Genomic DNA, 19,258 nt, shown 5'->3' with positions numbered 1-19,258 from the left:
TCCTTCCGGACCTCCGTCGGTTCTGCCGCCCGAGTTCGCCCGCCTGCACGGCAGCCGGGTCCTGGTCGCGGGATCGGGGATCTCCGGCCGGGCCCTGATCGAACCGCTCCGCGAGCTGGGCGCCGATGTCACGGTCACCGACGGCAACCAGGCCTCGCTCGACGCCCTGGCCGCTTCGACCGGGGTGGAGGTCACGGCGCCGGAGCGGGCCGCGGCCGAGATCGGCGCGTTCGCGCTGGTCGTCACGAGCCCCGGCTGGCGCCCCGACGCGCCCGTGCTGTCCGCGGCCGCGGGCGCCGGGGTCGCGATCTGGGGTGACGTGGAGTTCACCTGGCGGCTCGACCGCGCGCAGGTATACGGACCCGCCAGGAAGTGGCTGGTGGTGACTGGCACCAACGGCAAGACGACAACCACCTCGATGCTGGAGTCGATCCTGCGGGCCGCCGGGATCGCGACGGTCGCCTGCGGGAACATCGGCCTGCCGATCGTCGACGCGCTCCGGGCCGAGCGCCCCCGCAACGAGGTGCTGGCCGTCGAGCTCTCCTCGTTCCAGCTGCACTGGGCGCCGTCGGTGCACCCGACGGCCGGGGTGATCCTCAACATCGCCGAGGACCACCTGGACTGGCACGGCGGCATGAAGGGCTACATCGACGCGAAGGCGCAGGTGCTGACCGGGGATGTCGCGGTGCTCGGGCTCGACGACCCGGTCACGGCCGGACTGTCGCGGGTGTCCACCGCAGGGCGGACCGTCGGGTTCCGGCTGGGCCTGCCCGCTCCCGGCGAGCTCGGGGTGGACGGTGACCGCCTCGTCGACCGCGCCTTCGCGGACGACGAGACCCTCGCGTTGGCCGACGAGATCACCCCGCCAGGACCCGCGGGTCAGATGGACGCGTTGGCCGCGGCCGCATTGGCCAGGTCGATCGGCGTCGGCGCCGCTGCGGTTCGGGAGGGTCTGCGCAGCTACCAGGTCGGCCCGCACCGCGCGGCGCTCGTCGCCGAGGCGGATGGCATCACGTACATCGACGACTCGAAGGCGACGAACCCGCACGCCGCACGCTCGTCGCTGCTGGCACACCCACGGGTGGTGTGGGTCGCGGGCGGTCTGCTCAAGGGCGCGAGCGTTGACGAACTCGTCACCGAGGTGGCCGATCGGCTCGTCGGCGCGGTCCTGCTCGGCCGCGATGCGATGCAGATCGCACAGGCACTCGCGCGACACGCACCCCAGGTGCCGGTCGTGCGGGTGGATGCGGGAGACGATGCAGGGGTGAGTCCCGCGCCGAGCCCGGAATCGCCCGATGCCGTGATGGCGCGCGCGGTCCGCACCGCCGCGTCGATGGCCAGGCCGGGGGACACGGTTCTGCTGGCGCCCGCGGCGGCGTCGCTGGACATGTTCACCGACTACGGGCACCGCGGCCGGAGCTTCGCGCAGGCCGTGGCGGAAGTGGCGGGTCGGTCGCGATGAAGCAGGCCGCGGGACCCCGCACCCGCTTCGGCGCCTGGCTGGCGCGTCCGCTGGCCTCCTTCCACCTGATCGTCACGATCACCGGCCTGCTCACCGTGCTCGGGCTCGTGATGGTCCTGTCGTCCTCGAGCGTGGAGTCCTACGCCGACACCGGCTCCGCCTACGGCACCTTCACCACGCAGCTGATCTTCGTCGCGGTCGGAGCCGTGCTGTTCTACGTGGCGCTGCTGCTGCCGGTCCGGGTCATGCGCACGATGGCGTTGCCGGCGTTCGCCGTGTCGGTGGTGCTGTTGGCCCTGGTGCTGATCCCCGGCATCGGCACCCTGTCGGGCGGCGCACGACGCTGGTTCACCCTTGGCCCGCTGTCGTTCCAGCCGTCCGAGCTGGCGAAGGTGACCCTGGTGGTCTGGGGCGCGCATCTGCTGGCATCCCGCAGGCAGAACGCCTCCGTCAAGGAGATGGTGGTGCCGCTGGTGCCCGCGGCGCTCCTGGTCTGCGTGCTCATCGTGCTGCAGCCGAACCTGTCGACCACCATCGCGTTCGGCATCATCCTGGCGTCGTTGCTCTGGTTTGCCGGACTGCCCCTGCGCCTGTTCCTCGGCATCGTCGGGGCAGGTGCCGCGGCCGCGCTGGTGCTGGCGCTGACCGCCGGTTACCGGTCCGACCGCGTCAAGGCCTACCTGAACCCCGGCGCCGACCCGCAGGGCATCGGCTATCAGGGCAGACAGGCCAAGTTCTCCCTTGCCGACGGCGGCTTGTTCGGTCGCGGGCTCGGGCAGAGCCGGGCCAAGTGGAGTTACCTGCCCAACTCACACAACGACTTCATCTTCGCGATCATCGGCGAGGAACTGGGCTTCCTTGGCTGCATGCTGGTGATCGGGCTGTTCGCGCTGTTCGTCTACGCGGGGCTGCGGATCGCGATGCGCTCGATCGACCCGTTCCTGCGCCTGCTCACCGCGACCGCGACCACCTGGATCCTGGCCCAGGCGCTGATCAACATCGGCTACGTGATCGGCCTGCTCCCGGTCACCGGCCTGCAGTTGCCGCTCGTCTCCGCGGGTGGCAGTTCGATCGCGATCACCCTGTTCATGTTCGGCGTCATCGCCAACGCCGCCAGGCACGAGCCGGAGGCGGTCGCCGCCCTGCACGCCGGTCAGGTCGGGCGGTTCGGCAGGATGCTGCGGCTGCCCATGCCGGAGCAGTACTCGCCCGCACGGGCGGAGGCCGCACGCAAGGCGGCACAGGCGAAGGCGGCACAGAAGCGCGCGGCCCAGCAGCGGGCCGCCCAGCAGCAGCGGGCCGCCACCCCGCCGCCACGCAGGCGGGCGGTGGCGGGCAGGCCCGCCCCCGACCCGCGGCGGGCGGATCCGCGACGCGGACGGGCACTAGCATCAGACGAGCGGACACGACGGTCGAACGGCCGCACAGGAGAGCGAGGATTTCGTAGGTGAGCGGCACTTCAGAGACTTCACCGGTCGCGTCGCGCGCCTCAACCGGTCCGTCCGTCGTCGTCGCGGGCGGGGGTACCGCCGGACACATCGAACCCGCGATGGCGGTGGCCGATGCGCTGCGCAGGCTCGACCCCTCCGTCACGGTCACCGCGCTCGGCACCGAGCGTGGGCTCGAGACGACCCTGGTTCCCGAGCGTGGCTACCGCCTCGAACTGATCCCGCCGGTGCCGCTGCCGCGCAAGCCGTCCAAGGATCTGCTGCGGCTGCCGGGCCGGGTCGTCCGCTCGGTGCGGCGCACCCGCGAGGTGCTCGAGGAGACGAATGCCGACGTGATCGTCGGGTTCGGTGGCTACGTCGCCCTGCCCGCATACCTGGCGGCAGGCAAGGGGCTCACCCGCCGCCGTCGACGGGTCCCGGTCGTCGTGCACGAGGCAAACGCCAGCGCAGGCATCGCGAACAAGATCGGTGCCCGGGTCGCGGCCCGCGTGCTCGCCGCCGTGCCGGGTTCGGGAGTCGCCGCTCGAGGTGCCTCGGACGCGGAGGTCGTAGGGATCCCCGTCCGCGCCTCGATCACCGGGCTCGATCGCGCCGGGCTGCGCGCCGAGGCCAGGGCGCATTTCGGTCTGCCCGCGGACGGCCCGGTGTTGCTGGTGTTCGGTGGGTCCCAGGGCGCGCGTTCGCTGAACGAGGCCGTCTCCGGTGCCGCCGAGGCGCTGGCCGCGGCCGGGATCTCGGTGCTGCACGCGCACGGCCCGAAGAACACGCTCGAGGTGGCCCAGCTAAACCCGGCCGCGCCGTATGTGGCGGTGCCGTATCTGTCCCGGATGGATCTGGCGTACGCGGCCGCCGACGCCGCGATCTGCCGCTCCGGGGCCATGACCGTCGCGGAGGTCTCCGCGGTCGGCATGCCCGCGGTCTACGTGCCGCTGCCGCACGGCAACGGCGAGCAGGAGCTCAACGCGAAGCCGCTGGTGCGGGCGGGCGGTGGCATGATCGTCGCCGACGCCGACCTCACGCCGCAGTTCGTGGCGGATACGGTGGTGCCGTTGCTGGGCGATGCCGCCCGGCTGAGCGAGATGGGCAGGTCCGCCGCCGATGCCGGGCACCGGGATGCGGCGGAGGCGGTGGCCCGGATCGTGCTCGACGTGGCGAAGGGACTCGGGGTGTCCAAGCAGTCGGAGAGGTCGGAGGGCGGGCGATGACCGAGGTGCGCGGGGCGCAGTTGCCCCCCGAGTTGCAGCGAGTCCACATGGTCGGCATCGGCGGCGCAGGCATGTCCGGCATCGCCCGGATCCTGCTGGCCAGGGGCGGTCAGGTGTCCGGCTCGGATGCCAAGGAGAGCCGCGGGGTGCTCGCGCTGCGGGCCCGCGGCGCCCAGGTCCGGATCGGGCACGACGCGGGCGCGCTCGACCTGCTGCCCGGCGGCCCGACGGTCGTGGTGACCACGCACGCGGCCATTCCGAAGGACAACCCGGAGCTGGTGGCAGCGCGCGAGCGCGGCATCCCGGTGATCCTTCGCCCGGCGGTGCTCGCCTCGCTGATGCAGGGCAACCGCACGTTGCTGGTCGCGGGTACGCACGGCAAGACCTCCACCACCTCCATGCTCGTGGTCGCCCTGCAGCACTGCGGTGTCGACCCGTCGTTCGCGGTCGGCGGTGAGCTCAACGAGGCGGGCACCAACGCCCACCACGGAACCGGCGACGTCTTCGTGGCGGAGGCCGACGAGAGCGACGGCTCGCTGCTGCAGTACGACCCCGACGTGGTCATCGTGACGAATGTCGAGGCCGATCACCTCGATTATTTCGGGACCACCGAGGCCTACGTCCAGGTCTTCGACGATTTCGCGGAGCGGATCGCCCCGGGGGGCCTGCTCGTGGTGTGTCTCGACGACCCGGGCTCGGCGGCACTGGCCCAGCGGGTGGTGGCACGCGACCTGCCCGGCATCCGGGTCCTCGGCTACGGCAGCGGTGACGTCTCGGTGGAAGGTATCGAGATCGGCGCCCGCCTGGTGAGCTGGCAGGCCCGCGACATCGGGGGCATCGCAGAGTTCGAACTGTCCGGCGAAGAAGGCGTGCGCACACTGCGATTGGCGGTGCCGGGCCGGCACATGGCGCTCAACGCGATGGGCGCGATCCTCGCCGCCCGCGAGGTGGGTGCGACGGTCGAGGAGGTCATCGAGGGCATCGCCGGGTTCGGCGGCGTGCATCGGCGTTTCCAGTCCACCGGCCGTGAGAACGGCGTGCGGGTGTTCGACGACTACGCCCACCACCCCACCGAGGTCCGCGTCGTGCTCGGGGCGGCCCGCGAATTGGTCCGGCCGGGAACGGAATCGGCGAACGGCCGGGTGATCGTGGTCTTCCAGCCGCACCTGTACTCGCGAACGCTGGCGTTCGCCGAGGAGTTCGGTGCCGCGCTCGACCTCGCGGACGAGGTGGTGGTGCTCGACGTGTACGGCGCGCGGGAGGAGCCCCTGCCCGGGGTCAGCGGCGCGCTGGTCGCGCAGGCGGTCACCAAGCCGGTGCACTACCAGCCGGATCTCTCGCTCGCCCCCCGCCAGATCGCCGCGCTCGCGCGGTCCGGCGACATCGTGATCACCATGGGTGCGGGCGACGTGACGATGCTCGGCAAGGAGATCCTCGGCGCCCTCGGGGCCACACCCGCCGCGGGCCGACCGCGGTGACGACGGACAGCCAGGGTCGCGCCGCGCGCCCCGCTGCCGGGGGCGAGGATCGCGCCGCAGGCCCCGCCGGGCCCGAGGCGCGATCCGCACGCCCCGAGCGTAAGGGGAGCAAGCGAGATCGCAAGGGGGGCAAGCGCGACCGCAAGGAGAGCAAGCGAGCCGCCGGGAAACCTCGTCGGGGCAGCCGCCCACGTATTCGGAAGCGGCCGTTGATCATCGCGCTGTCGGTGATCGCGCTGGTCGGCCTCGTCGCGGCGGCCTGGTTCACCCCGGTGCTCTCGGTGCGCAAGGTCTCGGTGGTCGGCAACGTCGGCGTCCCCGGCGACGAGGTGCTGACGATCCTTGCCATCCCGACCGGGAAGCCGCTGCTGCAGGTCGATGTGGACGCGGCCGCCAGGAGGGTGGCCTCGATTCCGAAGGTCGATCATGCGCGGGTCGAACGCCGTTATCCGTCCACGGTGCGGGTCACGGTCGTCGAGCGGGCGCCCGCCGTCTTCTACGACACCCCCGAGGGCACCCACCTGATGGACGCGGGCGCGGTCGCCTACGCGATCGAACCGCCGCCGCCTGGGGTGCCGCGCCTGAAGGTCGAGCGGCCCGGTCTGGAGGATCCGGTGACGGTCGACGCGCTCAAGGTGCTCACCTCGATGCCGCCGCCGCTGCGGGCCCAGGTCGGGGAGGTCGCCGCAGGCTCGATCTCCGATATCCGGGTCACCCTGCTCGACGGGCGGCAGCTGGTGTGGGGGAGCGTCGAGAACACCGAACGCAAGTCCGCCATCGCGCTGCCGCTGCTCGGCCAGCCGGGCAAGGTGTACGACATCTCGAGTCCCGATCTGGTCACCGTCAAATGAGCGCGACGACAAATCGTGTCGCCCGTCGGCGCGCCTGCTGGCGGATCGGACCTGTCGTGCATAGCGTTTCGTTTCAGTCGGCTACTTGACATAACTCTAAGCCTATGGTTGAGGTTGAGGGTTTATCTGAGAAGTGCCGCATCACCAGCAACATCCGCCCCACCAGCACGACGTAATTTCAGTTATACGAGCATCACCCCGAGCGCGTTCACACACACGGAAGGCGAGAGCCCATGACGCCCCCGCACAACTACCTCGCCGTTATCAAGGTCGTCGGCATCGGCGGCGGCGGCGTAAATGCGGTCAACCGCATGATCGAGCAGGGACTCAAGGGAGTCGAGTTCATCGCCGTCAACACCGACGCGCAGGCGCTGCTGATGAGCGACGCCGACGTCAAGTTGGATGTCGGCCGAGAACTCACCCGCGGTCTCGGCGCAGGCGCCGACCCCGAGGTGGGCCGCAAGGCCGCCGAGGATCACAAGGACGAGATCGAAGAGGTCCTCAAGGGCGCGGACATGGTCTTCGTGACCGCAGGCGAGGGCGGTGGCACCGGTACCGGTGGCGCACCGGTCGTGGCGAGCATCGCCCGCAAGCTGGGCGCGCTGACCGTCGGCGTTGTCACCCGGCCGTTCTCCTTCGAGGGCAAGCGGCGTGGCGGCCAGGCGGACAACGGGATCCAGGCCCTGCGGGAGTCCTGCGACACGCTGATCGTGATCCCCAACGACCGGCTGCTCCAGCTCGGCGACGCCGCCGTGAGCCTGATGGACGCGTTCCGCAGCGCCGACGAGGTCCTCCTCAACGGCGTCCAGGGCATCACCGACCTGATCACCACCCCCGGCCTGATCAACGTGGACTTCGCGGACGTCAAGGGCGTCATGTCCGGAGCGGGCAGCGCGCTGATGGGCATCGGATCCTCGCGCGGTGAGGGCCGGGCGATCAAGGCCGCCGAGTCGGCGATCAATTCGCCGCTCCTCGAGGCCTCGATGGAGGGTGCGCGCGGCGTGCTGCTGTCCATCGCGGGCGGCTCGGACCTGGGTCTTTTCGAGATCAACGAGGCGGCCTCGCTGGTGCAGGAAGCCGCCCACATCGATGCGAACATCATCTTCGGCACGGTCATCGACGATTCGCTCGGCGACGAGGTCCGGGTGACGGTCATCGCGGCGGGCTTCGACGGCGGCACGCCGACGCGTCGCCCGGTCGAGCCGGCCGCCGCAGCGGCGACGGCGTCGGCGGCGGCGGGTAACGGTGCGATCGGAGCCGGCCGCGCCGGTGAGATCGGTCGGCCGCCGCAGCACCAGGCCCCCGATCCCACTCCCGCGCCGAACGGACGCGACGGACGCGAGCGTCGCGACGGTCGCGAGAACACCGGTTCCGGTCTGCCGCCGGTCCCCGTGAGCGCACCGAGTCGAACCGTGCCGGTCACCGATGACGACGTCGACGACGTGGACGTGCCCGACTTCATGCGTCGGTGACGGGCGGCTTCCGGGTTCGTCGGGTAGTCACCTCTCGAACCGGGGGCGTCTCGGCGCCCCCGTATGACTCCTTCAATCTCGGCGACCACGTCGGCGACGACCCGGCCGCTGTGGCCGCGAACCGTCGCAGGCTCGCGGACGGCATCGGATTGCCGTTCGAGCGGTTGGTCTGGATGGAGCAGATCCACAGTCGGAACGTCACCGTGGTGGACGGGCCCGTCACGGGTGTCGTCGAGGCGACCGACGCGCTGGTCACGGACGTGCCCGATCTGGCTTTGGTGACGCTGTCCGCGGACTGCGTGCCGCTGCTGCTCTCCGACGACAAGGCCGGGGTGATCGCCGCGGTGCACGCAGGCCGGGTCGGTGCCCGGATCGGGATCGTGCCGCGCGTGCTGGACGCGATGGTGGCGAAGGGCGCGGCGGTCGAACGGATCGGCGCCTTCCTCGGACCCGCGGCGAGCGGCCGTCAGTACGAGGTGCCCGCGGCGATGCGCGCGGACGTCGAGAAGCATCTGCCGGGCAGCGCGACCACTACGGTGCACGGCACCCCGGGGATCGACCTACGGGCGGGCCTGCGCCGCCAGCTGCTGCAGGCCGGCGTGTCCGGGGTGGCGGAGGACCCGCGCTGCACGATCGAGGACCGCGCGCTGTTCAGTCATCGTCGGGGCGCGCCGACCGGGCGGCTGGCGGGTGTGATCTGGATGGAGTCGACGCCAGGTGAATGACGCACCGTCGCCGCGGGCAGCCGAGATCGCATCCGCGCTCACCAGTGTCGGCGAGCGGCTGACGCGGGCCTGCCTGGATGCGGGCCGCGACCCGGACGACGTCCAGTTGCTGCCGGTGACCAAGTTCTTCCCGGCCTCCGATGTCGCGATCCTGTTCGGGCTGGGCTGTCGCGAGTTCGGTGAGTCGCGCGAGCAGGAGGCCTCCTCCAAGGTCGCCGAGCTCGGTGAGCTCGACGCAGCAGGCATCGGCGATGTCCGGTGGCACATGATCGGCAGCGTGCAGCGGAACAAGGCCCGCTCTATCGCACAGTGGGCGTACGCAATTCACTCCGTGGACAGCCCGAGGCTGGTCGATGCCCTCGCGAAGGCCGCGACCGTCGCATTGGGGGAGGGCGGCAGGGACCGGCCGCTGCGGGTGCTGCTCCAGGTCAGTCTGGACGACGACCCGCTCCGAGGTGGCGTACCGCTCGACGAGCTGCCCGAGCTCGCCGACCGCACCGAATCGGCGGCCGGGCTTGAGCTTTCGGGGCTGATGGCGGTTCCCCCGTTGGGGGCCGATCCGGAGCAGGCGTTCGCGGCGCTGCAGGCCGCGCACACGGAGCTGCTCCGCAGTCATCCCGCGGCGACGGAATTGTCGGCGGGGATGACCGGTGATCTGGAGGTCGCCGTACGGTACGGTTCCACCTGCGTGCGTGTCGGAACCGCACTGTTGGGTTCCCGGCCGATAGCCTCGAACTGATCGGCGCACCGCCCGATTGTCCGCCGCGCCAAGGAAGGTCGACGATGAGCACTCTGCACAAGTTCAAGGCTTACTTCGGCATGGTCCCCCTCGAGGATTACGAAGACGATTACCTCGAGGAGCCGCGCCGCGCACCCCGCGGTGGACGTTACGAGGGTGAGCTGGACCGTGAGTACGACGATGTCGGCTACGTGCCCCGCGACGAGCTCGACGAGCTCGACCGCCCGGCCGCGCCCCGTCGGATGGAGCCGCTGCCCGCGCGCAGCACCCGTCCCGGCGCTCCCGTCGGTGCCCGCACGCCCGCGACCCGCGGCGCGCTCGCGGTCGACACCCAGCCGCGCGTCGAGAGCCGACGCGCGCCCGTATTCGACGAGGGCGGACCGCTGTCCAAGATCACCACGCTCCGCCCCCGCGACTACGGCGAGGCTCGTATCATCGGCGAGCGCTTCCGCGACGGCACCCCGGTCATCATGGACCTGGTGGAGATGAGCAACGCCGACGCCAAGCGCCTCGTCGACTTCGCGGCCGGCCTGGCGTTCGCGCTGCGCGGCTCCTTCGACAAGGTGGCCACAAAAGTGTTTCTCCTCTCACCTGCCGATATCGATGTCTCCGCCGAGGAGCGGCGTCGGATCGCCGAAACCGGCTTCTACAACCAGAAATAGGCGGTCTGGACGGGCTGGAAGTAGGCTGGCCCGGCCGGATGTCCTGAGGCCGGTGCGGACCGATCTCGTTTTGATTGGTCCGGCCGAGTCAGGCAAAGTGATGGAGTGACCTTGTTCGCGGTGATCTACTTCCTGCTCTTCGTCTTTTGGTTGTTACTCATCGGACGGATCATCGTCGAGTTCATCCGGACATTTGCTCGCGATTGGCGACCCACCGGCATTGTGGTTGTCATTCTCGAAGCGATATTTACGGTCACAGATCCACCGATCAAGCTGCTCCGGCGGCTAATTCCGTCGATAAATCTCGGCGGGGTTCGGTTGGACCTATCAATCATGGTCTTGCTGTTCATCGTCTTCATCTTGATGTCGGTCGTTCAAGGACTGGCCGCGTGATGTCGATGGTTGAGTCGTGGCGCGACCTACGGGTCTGGTGTGACAGAATGGACGCCAGTTACAGTGGGATTGCTTGGTTTCCCGCTGTATGCGCTATAACTGAATGCTTGCTCGACCGCCAACAGACGCGTGAAGGGATCCTTCCATGCCGCTGACACCAGCTGATGTGCACAATGTCGCGTTCAGCAAGCCGCCTATCGGCAAGCGGGGCTACAACGAAGACGAGGTCGATGCGTTTCTCGACCTCGTCGAGCAGGAGCTCTCGCGACTGATCGAGGAGAACGCGGATCTCCGCCAGCGCGTGGGTGAGCTCGATCAGGAGCTCGCGGATGCGAAGAAGGCTCCTCGGCCGGCAGGTGCCGCGCCGGAGCCCGTTCGGGTTGTAGAGCCGCCCAAGCCGGTCGCCCCGGTCGCAGCCCCCGCGCCCGCCGCTCCCGTCGCTCGCCCTGGCAACACCGAAGAGGCGAACCTGCAGGCCGCGAAGATCCTGGGCCTCGCCCAGGAGATGGCGGACCGCCTGACCGGCGATGCGAAGACGGAGTCGGAGCAGCTGGTCACCACGGCCAGGACCAACTCCGAGCAGCTGGTCAGCGACGCGCGGACCCGCTCCGAGGCGATGATCTCCGACGCACGGCAGAAGTCCGAGGCACTGCTCTCCGACGCCCAGACGCGTTCCGAGACGCAGCTGCGTCAGGCCAAGGAGAAGGCGGATGCGCTCCAGGCCGACGCCGAGCGCAAGCACACCGAGATCATGGCCACCATCAACCAGCAGCGCAGCGTGCTGGAGGGCCGGATCGAGCAGCTCAAGACGTTCGAGCGCGAGTACCGGGTGCGGCTGAAGTCCTACCTGGAGTCGCAGCTCGAAGAGCTCGAGCAGCGCGGTTCCGCGGTCCCCGTGGACGGTGGCCAGGAGGCGTTCGGTGGCGAGGCTTCCAAGCCCGGCCTGAGCCAGACGTTCGCCAAGGGCAACAACTAAGACGGAAACGCCCGTCGTGCTGGTCCTGACGCTCGTAATGGCAGCGGTGGGGTTCGCGCTGCTGGTGATCGCCCTGATGACCGGATCGGTCGTCTGGGCATGGGGATGCATCGTGGTCTGCGTGATCGGTGCGGTGTTGCTGCTGGTGAGTTCACTACGCGGCAACACCGCACCGGACGCGGCCGAACCCGGTGCCCCGCCATCGGGCGGGCGGGCCGACGCGAGCCGGGAGTCGTCGGACAGGCGATTTGACGCCGACGACTAGAATCGCAGTCAGTATGTGGCGTTGATCCGGCCATCACCGGGGAGCCTTCGGAAGAACGGCACGCGTTCGAGATGGACGGGTCGCTCAGTAGAACCGAACGGGTGGGCCCGTCACAGCCCAGCACGAGAGGTCCGGGCCGCGGCGCTGCCGCGTCCGGGCAAGCGGGGTGGTACCGCGGTCGCAGCGCAGAGGCGCTGCCGTCGTCCCCGTGCCAGACACGGCACGAGGGAGTACTGAGTTGACGAACAACTCGACCGGCAACGGATCCGACCAGACGGGCGCCGGCTATCCGCGAGTTGATCTCGGCGGCGGCAAGGCCAACACGAACGTGCGTTTCCCCGAACTCGAGCAGCGGGTGCTGGCCGAGTGGGCCTCGGACGACACGTTCCGCGCCTCCATCGCCAACCGGGCCGACGCGCCCGAGTTCGTCTTCTACGACGGCCCGCCCTTCGCCAACGGCCTGCCGCACTACGGTCACCTGCTCACCGGTTACGTCAAGGACCTCATCCCGCGCTTCCAGACGATGCGCGGCAAGAAGGTCGAGCGCCGGTTCGGCTGGGACTGCCACGGGCTGCCCGCCGAGCTCGAGGCCGAGAAGCAGCTCGGCATCAAGGACAAGTCCGAGATCGAGGCGATGGGCCTCGCCGAGTTCAACGCCGCCTGCAAGTCCTCGGTGCTGCGCTACACCGACGAGTGGCGTGAATACGTCACCCGCCAGGCGCGCTGGGTCGACTTCGACAACGACTACAAGACCCTCGACCTGGACTTCATGGAGTCGGTCATGTGGGCGTTCAAAGAGCTGCACGACAAGGGACTGATCTACCAGGGCTTCCGGGTGCTGCCGTACAGCTGGTACGAGCAGACCCCGCTGTCGAACCAGGAGACCAAGCTCGACGACGCGTACAAGATGCGTCAGGACCCGGCGGTCACCGTCGACATGCCGCTCGTCGCACCCGGGTCGCCGCTCGACGGCGCGAACGCGCTGATCTGGACCACCACGCCGTGGACGCTGCCGTCCAACCTGGCGATCGCCGTGCACCCCGAGATCGACTACGTCCAGGTCGAGGGCAAGGACGGCAAGCGGTACGTGCTCGCCAAGGACCGGGTGGCCCACTACGCCCGCGAACTCGGCGAGGAGCCCGCCGTGCTCTCCGAGCACAAGGGCGCCGAGCTGGTCGGCCTGTCCTACGAGCCGCCGTTCGACTTCTTCCACGGACCCGGCAAGGGCCACGAGAACGCGCACCGCACGCTCGCCGCCGACTACGTCACCACGGACTCCGGCACCGGAATCGTCCACCTCGCACCGGCTTTCGGTGAGGAGGACATGGACTGCGCGACGGCCAACGGCATCGAGATCGTGCAGCCGCTCGACGCGGGCGGCAAGTTCACCGCGATGGTGCCGCCGTACGAGGGCCTGCAGGTGTTCGACGCCAACCCGGTCATCGCCAAGGACCTCAAGGCGGCCGGCAAGCTGCTTCGCCACGAGACGATCGAGCACTCGTACCCGCACAGCTGGCGCAGCGGCCAGCCGCTGATCTACATGGCGGTGCCGTCGTGGTTCGTCGCCGTGACCAAGTTCCGGGACCGGATGGTCGAGCTGAACCAGGAGATCACCTGGGTTCCCGAGCACATCCGCGACGGGCAGTTCGGCAAGTGGCTCGAGGGCGCCCGCGACTGGAACATCAGCCGCAACCGGTACTGGGGGAGCCCGATCCCGGTCTGGATCTCGGACGATCCGGCATACCCGCGGACGGACGTGTACGGCTCGCTCGACCAGCTGGAGGCCGACTTCGGCGTGCGGCCGACCGACCTGCACCGGCCGATGATCGACGACCTGGTCCGCCCGAACCCGGACGACCCGACCGGCAAGTCGATGATGCGTCGCGTCCCCGAGGTGCTGGACTGCTGGTTCGAGTCCGGCTCGATGCCGTACGCGCAGGTGCACTACCCGTTCGAGAACAAGGACTGGTTCGACGGCGGCAACGGGCAGGAAGGCCACAACCCCGGCGACTTCATCGTCGAGTACAACGGCCAGACCCGCGGCTGGTTCTACACGCTGCACGTGCTGGCGACCGCGCTCTTCGACCGCCCGGCGTTCAAGACCGTCGCCGCCCACGGCATCGTGCTCGGCGACGACGGCCTGAAGATGAGCAAGTCCAAGGGCAACTACCCCGATGTCAACGAGGTGTTCGACCGGGACGGCTCGGACGCCATGCGGTGGTTCCTGATGTCCTCGCCGATCCTGCGCGGCGGCAACCTGGTCGTCACCGAGCAGGGCATCCGCGAGGGTTCCCGGCAGGCCCTGATGCCGCTGTGGAACGCGTGGAGCTTCCTGCAGCTGTACGCGGGCAAGCCGGGACAGTGGCGCACCGATTCGCCGAATGTGCTCGACAAGTACATCCTGGCGAAGTTGTCGGGCACCCGTGACGCGATCACCGAGGCGCTCGAGGTCAACGACATCGCCGGTGCCTGCGACGAGCTGCGGACCTTCTGCGACGCGCTGACCAACTGGTACGTGCGCCGGTCCCGGACGCGGTTCTGGGACGAGGACCGCGACGCCATCGACACCCTGCACACCGTGCTCGAGGTCGTGACGCGGCTCGCGGCGCCGCTGCTGCCTTTGGTCACCGAGGTCATCTGGCGCGGCCTCACCGGCGGGCGTTCGGTGCACCTGACGGATTGGCCGGAGGCCACCGATCTGCCGTCCGATCCGGAGCTGGTCAGCGCGATGGACGAGGTCCGCTCGGTCTGCTCGACCGTGCTCGGCCTGCGCAAGGCGCAGAACCTGCGGGTGCGGTTGCCGCTGCCCGAGGTGACCGTCGCGGCCGAGGACGCGGAGCGGTTGCGCCCGTTCCTCGGCATCATCGCCGACGAGGTCAACGTCAAGAAGGTGGACCTGACCGAGGACGTGGACGTTCACGGCAAGTTCGAGCTCGTCGTCAACGCACGGGCCGCGGGCCCGCGTCTCGGCAAGGACGTGCAGACGGTCATCAAGGCGGTCAAGGCGGGGGACTGGTCCGAGGTGGACGGTGTCGTCACGGTGTGGCCGGGTCGCTCCGCAGGCTCCGCTCCTGAAGCCGGCATCGCGCTGCTCCCGTCCGAGTACACCCAGCGCCTGGTCGCCGCCGAGCCCGAGTCCACCGCGGCCCTGCCGGAGAACGCGGGCCTGGTGGTCCTCGATTCGGCGGTCACCGAGGAGCTCGAGGCCGAGGGCTGGGCGAAGGACCGCATCCGCGAGCTGCAGGACGCCCGCCGCGCGGCGGGCCTGGAGGTCTCGGACCGGATCGTCGTCACGTTGCAGGTGCCAGAGGACCGGCTCGACTGGGCCGTCAGGCACCGTGAGCTGATCGCGGGGGAGATCCTCGCGACCAGCCTCGAGCTCGGCGAGGCCAGCGGTCCAGGGGCCGTCGACCTGGGCGAGGGCGCCCGGGTCGTGATCACCAAGGCGTGAGGAGTGTCGGTGCCCCGTTGTCGGGGTACCGGCGTAGCTTCCCACCTATGAGCACCAGCAAGGAGACGGTCGCGCACGTCCTCGGGCAGCTCGAGCCCCTGGACGTGCGCGCCCGCGCGATGTTCGGCGAGTACGGGTTGTACTGCGACGAGAAGATCGTCGCGCTGATCTGTGACGACACCGTCTTCGTCAAACCGAGCGAGGCGGCGGACGAGTACCTCGACGCGGTGACCCTTGCCGCGCCGTATCCGGGTGCGAAGGACTACCTGGCGATCCCACCGGAGCGACTGGCCGACACCGACTGGCTCCACGAGTTCATCCAGCGCACCGCCGATGCGCTGCCCCAGCCGAGGAAGAAGAAGCCCCGATCGCGATGACGCTCGCACCACGATGACCGGGCCGACCACCTCGCGCCGCTGGGTGCTGCACCTCGACATGGACGCGTTCTTCGCCTCCGTCGAGCAGCTCACCCGGCCGACGCTGCGTGGGCGGCCGGTGCTCGTCGGCGGGCTGGGCGGTCGCGGAGTTGTCGCGGGTGCCAGCTACGAGGCGCGCGCCTACGGGGCGCGGTCGGCGATGCCGATGCACCAGGCCAGGCGCATGGTCGGCGCGGGCGCGGTGGTGCTGCCGCCGCGCGGCGGCCTCTACTCGATGCTCAGCAAGACGGTCTTCGACGCCCTGCGTACCCGGATGCCGGTGCTCGAGATGATCTCCATGGACGAGGCGTTCGGGGAGCCGCAGGAGCTGGCCGGGGCGGATGCGGTAGCGGTCCGGGTGTTCGCGGAGGAGTTGCGCGCCCTGATCCGGGACCGGACCGGGCTGGTGGCGTCGATCGGCGCCGGGTCGGGCAAACAGATCGCGAAGATCGCCTCCGGGCTCGCGAAACCGGATGGGGTCCGGGTGGTCACCCCGGCCGAGCAGCGCGGGCTGTTCGAGGCGCTGCCCGTCCGGAAGCTGTGGGGGATCGGCCCGGTCGCGGACGAGAAGCTGCGCAGGCTCGGGATCGAGACCATCGGCGGGCTGGCCGCGACCTCCTCGACCGAGATCGTCTCGGTGCTCGGCGCCACGCTGGGGCCGAGCCTGCATCGCCTGGCGCAGGGGATCGACGACCGCCCGGTGGCCGAGCGCGCCGACGCGAAGCAGGTGAGCGCCGAGACCACCTTCGCCGCCGACCTGGTGACCCTTGACCAGCTGCGTGCGGCGGTGGAACGCACCGGCGCCGCCGCGCACTCCCGGCTGCTCGGCGACGGCCGGGCGGCCAGGACCGTGGTGTTGAAGCTGAAGAAGTCCGACATGAGCATCGTCACCCGCTCGGCCACCCTGCCCTACGCCACGGCGGACCTGCAGACCCTGGTGGCCACCGCGCAGCGGCAGGTGATCGATCCGCTCGAGCTGGGCCCGGTGCGACTGGTCGGGGTCTCGCTCGGGGGACTCACCTCTGTTCGGCAGGGCTCGCTGTTCCCCGACCTGGACCAGGGCGATGTGATGCTCGTCACAGAGGAGAGGCGGCCGGAGGCGGACGCGCCGCCCGCGCCGGTGGTCGCGGATGCGGTCCGTTGGCGCCCCGGTCAGGACGTCGCGCATAGTGAGTTCGGTCACGGATGGGTCCAGGGCTGCGGACATGGCGTGGTCACGGTCCGATTCGAGACACGCTCGACCGGGCCGGGCCTCGCGCGTACCTTTGCCGAGGACGACGGCGGACTTGGCCGCGCGGACCCCGAGGCGAGCCTTCATTAAGGATCACCTTATTTTTATGGTGTTCACTACTGTCACAGACAGACTTCGGTGGATGCCATAGTGGACGCAACCCCTGAATCGCTCTGAGCACCAACGAGCACCGAGAACATGTTCACCCGAGAAAAGGAAAAGCATTGATGCTCCGCAAGACCCTCATCGCCGGTGTCGCCGTGGCGGCCGCCCTCTCGCTCGCCGCCTGTGGTGACGACACCAACACGGCGGAGAAGACCACGACCGCCAAGGCCACCACCACGGCTGCTGACAGCAGCCTCGACTACCCGGCCGCGCCCTCCGCGGTCGAGCTGAACGCGATGCTGGTCAAGGGCCTCGACCCGGCCACCCCGGCCGCCGAGAAGGTCACCCTCGTCCAGGACGGCGAGTCGGACCCGGGCCTGTTCGACGCCGTGGCCGCGGCCGCCAAGCAGTCCAACGCCACCGTCACCGTCGTTGACCCGATCCTCGACAACGGCGACGGCACCCTCACCGCCACCGTCAACATGGACATCGGCGGCCAGGTAAGCGCCGGCACCGCCGGCTTCGTGGTCGAGAACGGCCAGTGGAAGCTGTCGAAGGAGTACGCCTGCAACATCGTCAAGCTGGCGAACCTCACCTCGCCTGCCTGCGTCTGACGCTAGCTGGAACCGACCGAATGCCGGTGCCCCGCAAGGGGTGCCGGCATTCGGCGTTTCACACGGGAGCGGCGGCGCCGATCCGGTCCGCTGCGGTGCGGGCCAGCCGCGCGAGCAGGTCCTGGCCGATCGGCTGCTGGCCGGAGGCCACCAGCTGCACGAGGGTCGAGCCGACCTGAGCGATGACCACGTCCGAGGTCATCGTGACCCCGTCGCTGGACGTCAGCAGCCGCACCGCGATCGAGGCGTCGCCCACCGCCGGCTGCTCGAGGCCGCCGAGCCGGTACTGCACCTCGAAACCGTCGGCGTCCGTGCCCCGGTACTCGGTACACCCGGAGAGGGTCTCCTGGACGCGGGCCAGCGCGCCGGCGGCGCCACCGTCCGGGTAACTCGCGGCGTCGATGTCGACGCTGGTGAAGTCCGGCCCGCCGAACCTCGCCAGGGCGCGCGACGTCGACCCGGGCACCTGGTCCGCCACCTCGCGCAGCACGGCCGCGCACGCCTGCGGATCGGTGCTCGACCGGTCGGCGGCGTCGTACTCCGGGGCCGGCGGCAGACCCAGGTCCTGCACCGGATCCGCAAGGGGCGCAAAACCGGTCGGTAGGTCGGCGGTGGTGAGCAGGGCGGCCTTCAGCCGGGCCGGATCGGTGATCGGGCCTGCGCCTGCCGTCGCCGAGGCTGTCACCTGGGCGGGCAGCGGAGGCAACGACGTGGCTGCCTCCTCGCCGCCGGATCCGCCGCACCCCGCGAGCAGGGGCAGCGCGGCCACCGTGCAGGCCAGGACGCGCGTGCGGCGCATCAACCGGCCCACTGCACGCGGTTGGTGATGGTCTGCCGAAGCGTCGTGGTGGCGTTCGGGTCGCGGTAGCTCTGGTGACCGCCAACGGTGACGTCCCCGCCGACGGGCAGCGGCTGATTCAGGTCGACGACCATGGTGCCGGTCCCCGTCATGACGTACGTGTCGATGTTGAGCCTGCTCGACTTGTCCGGCAGATCCCACACGGGCGACTCGGGCGTCTGCGTCACCGTGACGTCGACCGTGAGCCGGTCCCCGTCCCGTTCCCGCAGGGTCGCCGTCGTCACCTGGTCGAGCGCGATCCCGCTCATGACCTGTTGCCGGAGCGTCCAGACCGCCCCGATCCCGATCTCCGCGTCCGGGAACGACACCGTGCGATAGACGGACTGGTAGAAGGCCTGCTCGACGGCGGAGCGGGCGATATCCCTCGAGTCGGGGTCAGGGGCGATCCGGAGCGAGGTGATGGCCCCGGTCGGCTGCACGGTGAAGCCCGCGCCCGACCCCTCCGACTCCTTCAGTGCGTCGGACAGCCGCGGGTCCGGGGTGCCGATCGATCCGAGCGTCAGGTCCACCTGGATCGCCGGATCGGACTGCTCGCCTCGCACGGTCGCGGTGAGCGGTGTGCGCAGCTCCGGGGTCGAGAAGTCCTGCTGTGGCTGATCGTCGATCTGCTGATAGACCTGCGAACGGGTCGTCAGCGTGGCGTGCTGCTCGGAACCGATCGGCGGGTGCACGGTGACCCGCTGACGCGGCTCCGCGCCCGGATCGAGGACGGTGGCCGTCACCGCCGACACCGGGACGGTGACCTCGGTGGCGGACGCGGTGGCGACATCGGTGGGGGCGGCATCACCGCCGGACCCGCACGCGGAGACGAGGGAGGTGAGGGCGAGGGTTGCGGCGACCAGAGCGGTCCGGGCCGTCGCCGTTGCCGGGAGGGCGGACCGAGGAGAGAACACAGGCACCCGACCA

The 19,258-nt window shown here is 70.0% G+C and carries 18 protein-coding genes; 16 read left to right on the top strand and 2 right to left on the bottom strand.

All coding sequences use genetic code 11. From position 1 onward, the window contains the following. The first annotated feature begins 22 nt into the window (after positions 1-22). The 16 genes from murD to C8K38_RS14840 all read left to right on the top strand — a co-directional run bounded on the left by murD (position 23) and on the right by C8K38_RS14840 (position 17,493). A complete protein-coding gene (gene murD / locus C8K38_RS14915) occupies positions 23-1,462 on the top strand; it encodes a UDP-N-acetylmuramoyl-L-alanine--D-glutamate ligase (protein WP_373560260.1) in 1,440 nt (479 codons plus the stop codon). Continuing rightward, positions 1,459-2,913 carry a putative lipid II flippase FtsW gene (ftsW, locus tag C8K38_RS14910; protein WP_097212178.1) on the top strand — a complete coding sequence of 485 codons (1,455 nt, stop codon included), beginning with the start codon at positions 1,459-1,461 and terminating at the stop codon, positions 2,911-2,913. The genes murD and ftsW overlap by 4 nt, the downstream gene beginning before the upstream one ends. Then, the gene (murG, locus tag C8K38_RS14905) at positions 2,910-4,115 is read left to right on the top strand and encodes an undecaprenyldiphospho-muramoylpentapeptide beta-N-acetylglucosaminyltransferase (protein WP_097212179.1); all 1,206 of its coding nucleotides are present in this window, start codon (positions 2,910-2,912) and stop codon (positions 4,113-4,115) included. The genes ftsW and murG overlap by 4 nt, the downstream gene beginning before the upstream one ends. Further along, positions 4,112-5,593: a UDP-N-acetylmuramate--L-alanine ligase gene (gene murC / locus C8K38_RS14900; RefSeq protein ID WP_097212180.1), complete on the top strand. Its 1,482-nt coding sequence runs from the start codon at positions 4,112-4,114 to the stop codon at positions 5,591-5,593. Before murG ends, murC begins: the two co-directional genes overlap by 4 nt. Before the next feature lie 209 nt (positions 5,594-5,802). Beyond that, positions 5,803-6,444 carry a cell division protein FtsQ/DivIB gene (locus tag C8K38_RS14895; RefSeq protein ID WP_245220960.1) on the top strand — a complete coding sequence of 214 codons (642 nt, stop codon included), beginning with the start codon at positions 5,803-5,805 and terminating at the stop codon, positions 6,442-6,444. A 233-nt stretch (positions 6,445-6,677) separates the two neighbouring features. Continuing rightward, a complete protein-coding gene (gene ftsZ / locus C8K38_RS14890; protein ID WP_077041926.1) occupies positions 6,678-7,916 on the top strand; it encodes a cell division protein FtsZ in 1,239 nt (412 codons plus the stop codon). After that, a complete protein-coding gene (pgeF, locus tag C8K38_RS14885; RefSeq protein ID WP_097212181.1) occupies positions 7,913-8,641 on the top strand; it encodes a peptidoglycan editing factor PgeF in 729 nt (242 codons plus the stop codon). Before ftsZ ends, pgeF begins: the two co-directional genes overlap by 4 nt. Continuing rightward, positions 8,634-9,380, top strand: a complete 747-nt coding sequence (locus C8K38_RS14880; RefSeq protein ID WP_097212182.1) for a YggS family pyridoxal phosphate-dependent enzyme — start codon at positions 8,634-8,636, stop codon at positions 9,378-9,380. The genes pgeF and C8K38_RS14880 overlap by 8 nt, the downstream gene beginning before the upstream one ends. Positions 9,381-9,424: 44 nt before the next feature. Further along, on the top strand, positions 9,425-10,042 hold the full coding sequence (locus C8K38_RS14875) for a cell division protein SepF (RefSeq protein ID WP_097212183.1): 618 nt from the start codon (positions 9,425-9,427) through the stop codon (positions 10,040-10,042). A 105-nt stretch (positions 10,043-10,147) separates the two neighbouring features. Then, complete coding sequence (locus C8K38_RS14870; protein ID WP_097212184.1) at positions 10,148-10,435, top strand: YggT family protein; 288 nt, start codon at positions 10,148-10,150, stop codon at positions 10,433-10,435. A 145-nt stretch (positions 10,436-10,580) separates the two neighbouring features. Continuing rightward, on the top strand, positions 10,581-11,411 hold the full coding sequence (wag31, locus tag C8K38_RS14865; RefSeq protein ID WP_097212185.1) for a DivIVA-like cell division protein Wag31: 831 nt from the start codon (positions 10,581-10,583) through the stop codon (positions 11,409-11,411). Between the two features lie 16 nt (positions 11,412-11,427). Then, complete coding sequence (locus C8K38_RS14860) at positions 11,428-11,676, top strand: hypothetical protein (RefSeq protein WP_097212186.1); 249 nt, start codon at positions 11,428-11,430, stop codon at positions 11,674-11,676. A 238-nt stretch (positions 11,677-11,914) separates the two neighbouring features. Further along, positions 11,915-15,127 carry an isoleucine--tRNA ligase gene (ileS, locus tag C8K38_RS14855; protein ID WP_097212187.1) on the top strand — a complete coding sequence of 1,071 codons (3,213 nt, stop codon included), beginning with the start codon at positions 11,915-11,917 and terminating at the stop codon, positions 15,125-15,127. A gap of 47 nt (positions 15,128-15,174) precedes the next feature. Continuing rightward, complete coding sequence (locus C8K38_RS14850) at positions 15,175-15,504, top strand: TfoX/Sxy family protein (protein ID WP_097212188.1); 330 nt, start codon at positions 15,175-15,177, stop codon at positions 15,502-15,504. A gap of 13 nt (positions 15,505-15,517) precedes the next feature. Then, positions 15,518-16,864 (top strand): DNA polymerase IV, encoded by a 1,347-nt coding sequence (locus C8K38_RS14845; RefSeq protein WP_097212189.1) that lies wholly within the window; start codon positions 15,518-15,520, stop codon positions 16,862-16,864. 134 nt (positions 16,865-16,998) lie between these two features. Beyond that, the gene (locus C8K38_RS14840; RefSeq protein WP_179800573.1) at positions 16,999-17,493 is read left to right on the top strand and encodes a hypothetical protein; all 495 of its coding nucleotides are present in this window, start codon (positions 16,999-17,001) and stop codon (positions 17,491-17,493) included. 58 nt (positions 17,494-17,551) lie between these two features. Here C8K38_RS14840 and C8K38_RS14835 read toward each other — a convergent pair whose 3' ends face one another. Both C8K38_RS14835 and C8K38_RS14830 read right to left on the bottom strand, forming a co-directional pair. Further along, positions 17,552-18,292 (bottom strand): sensor domain-containing protein, encoded by a 741-nt coding sequence (locus C8K38_RS14835; RefSeq protein ID WP_245220959.1) that lies wholly within the window; start codon positions 18,290-18,292, stop codon positions 17,552-17,554. Next, positions 18,292-19,194: a hypothetical protein gene (locus tag C8K38_RS14830; RefSeq protein ID WP_097212225.1), complete on the bottom strand. Its 903-nt coding sequence runs from the start codon at positions 19,192-19,194 to the stop codon at positions 18,292-18,294. Before C8K38_RS14830 ends, C8K38_RS14835 begins: the two co-directional genes overlap by 1 nt. Positions 19,195-19,258 lie beyond the last annotated feature (64 nt).

The sequence above is a fragment of the Rhodococcus sp. OK611 genome (assembly GCF_003050885.1).
Classification (GTDB): domain Bacteria; phylum Actinomycetota; class Actinomycetes; order Mycobacteriales; family Mycobacteriaceae; genus Rhodococcus_G; species Rhodococcus_G oryzae.
The sequence above is the reverse complement of the archived record's forward strand: the minus strand, read 5'-3'. Positions and strand labels throughout refer to the sequence as shown.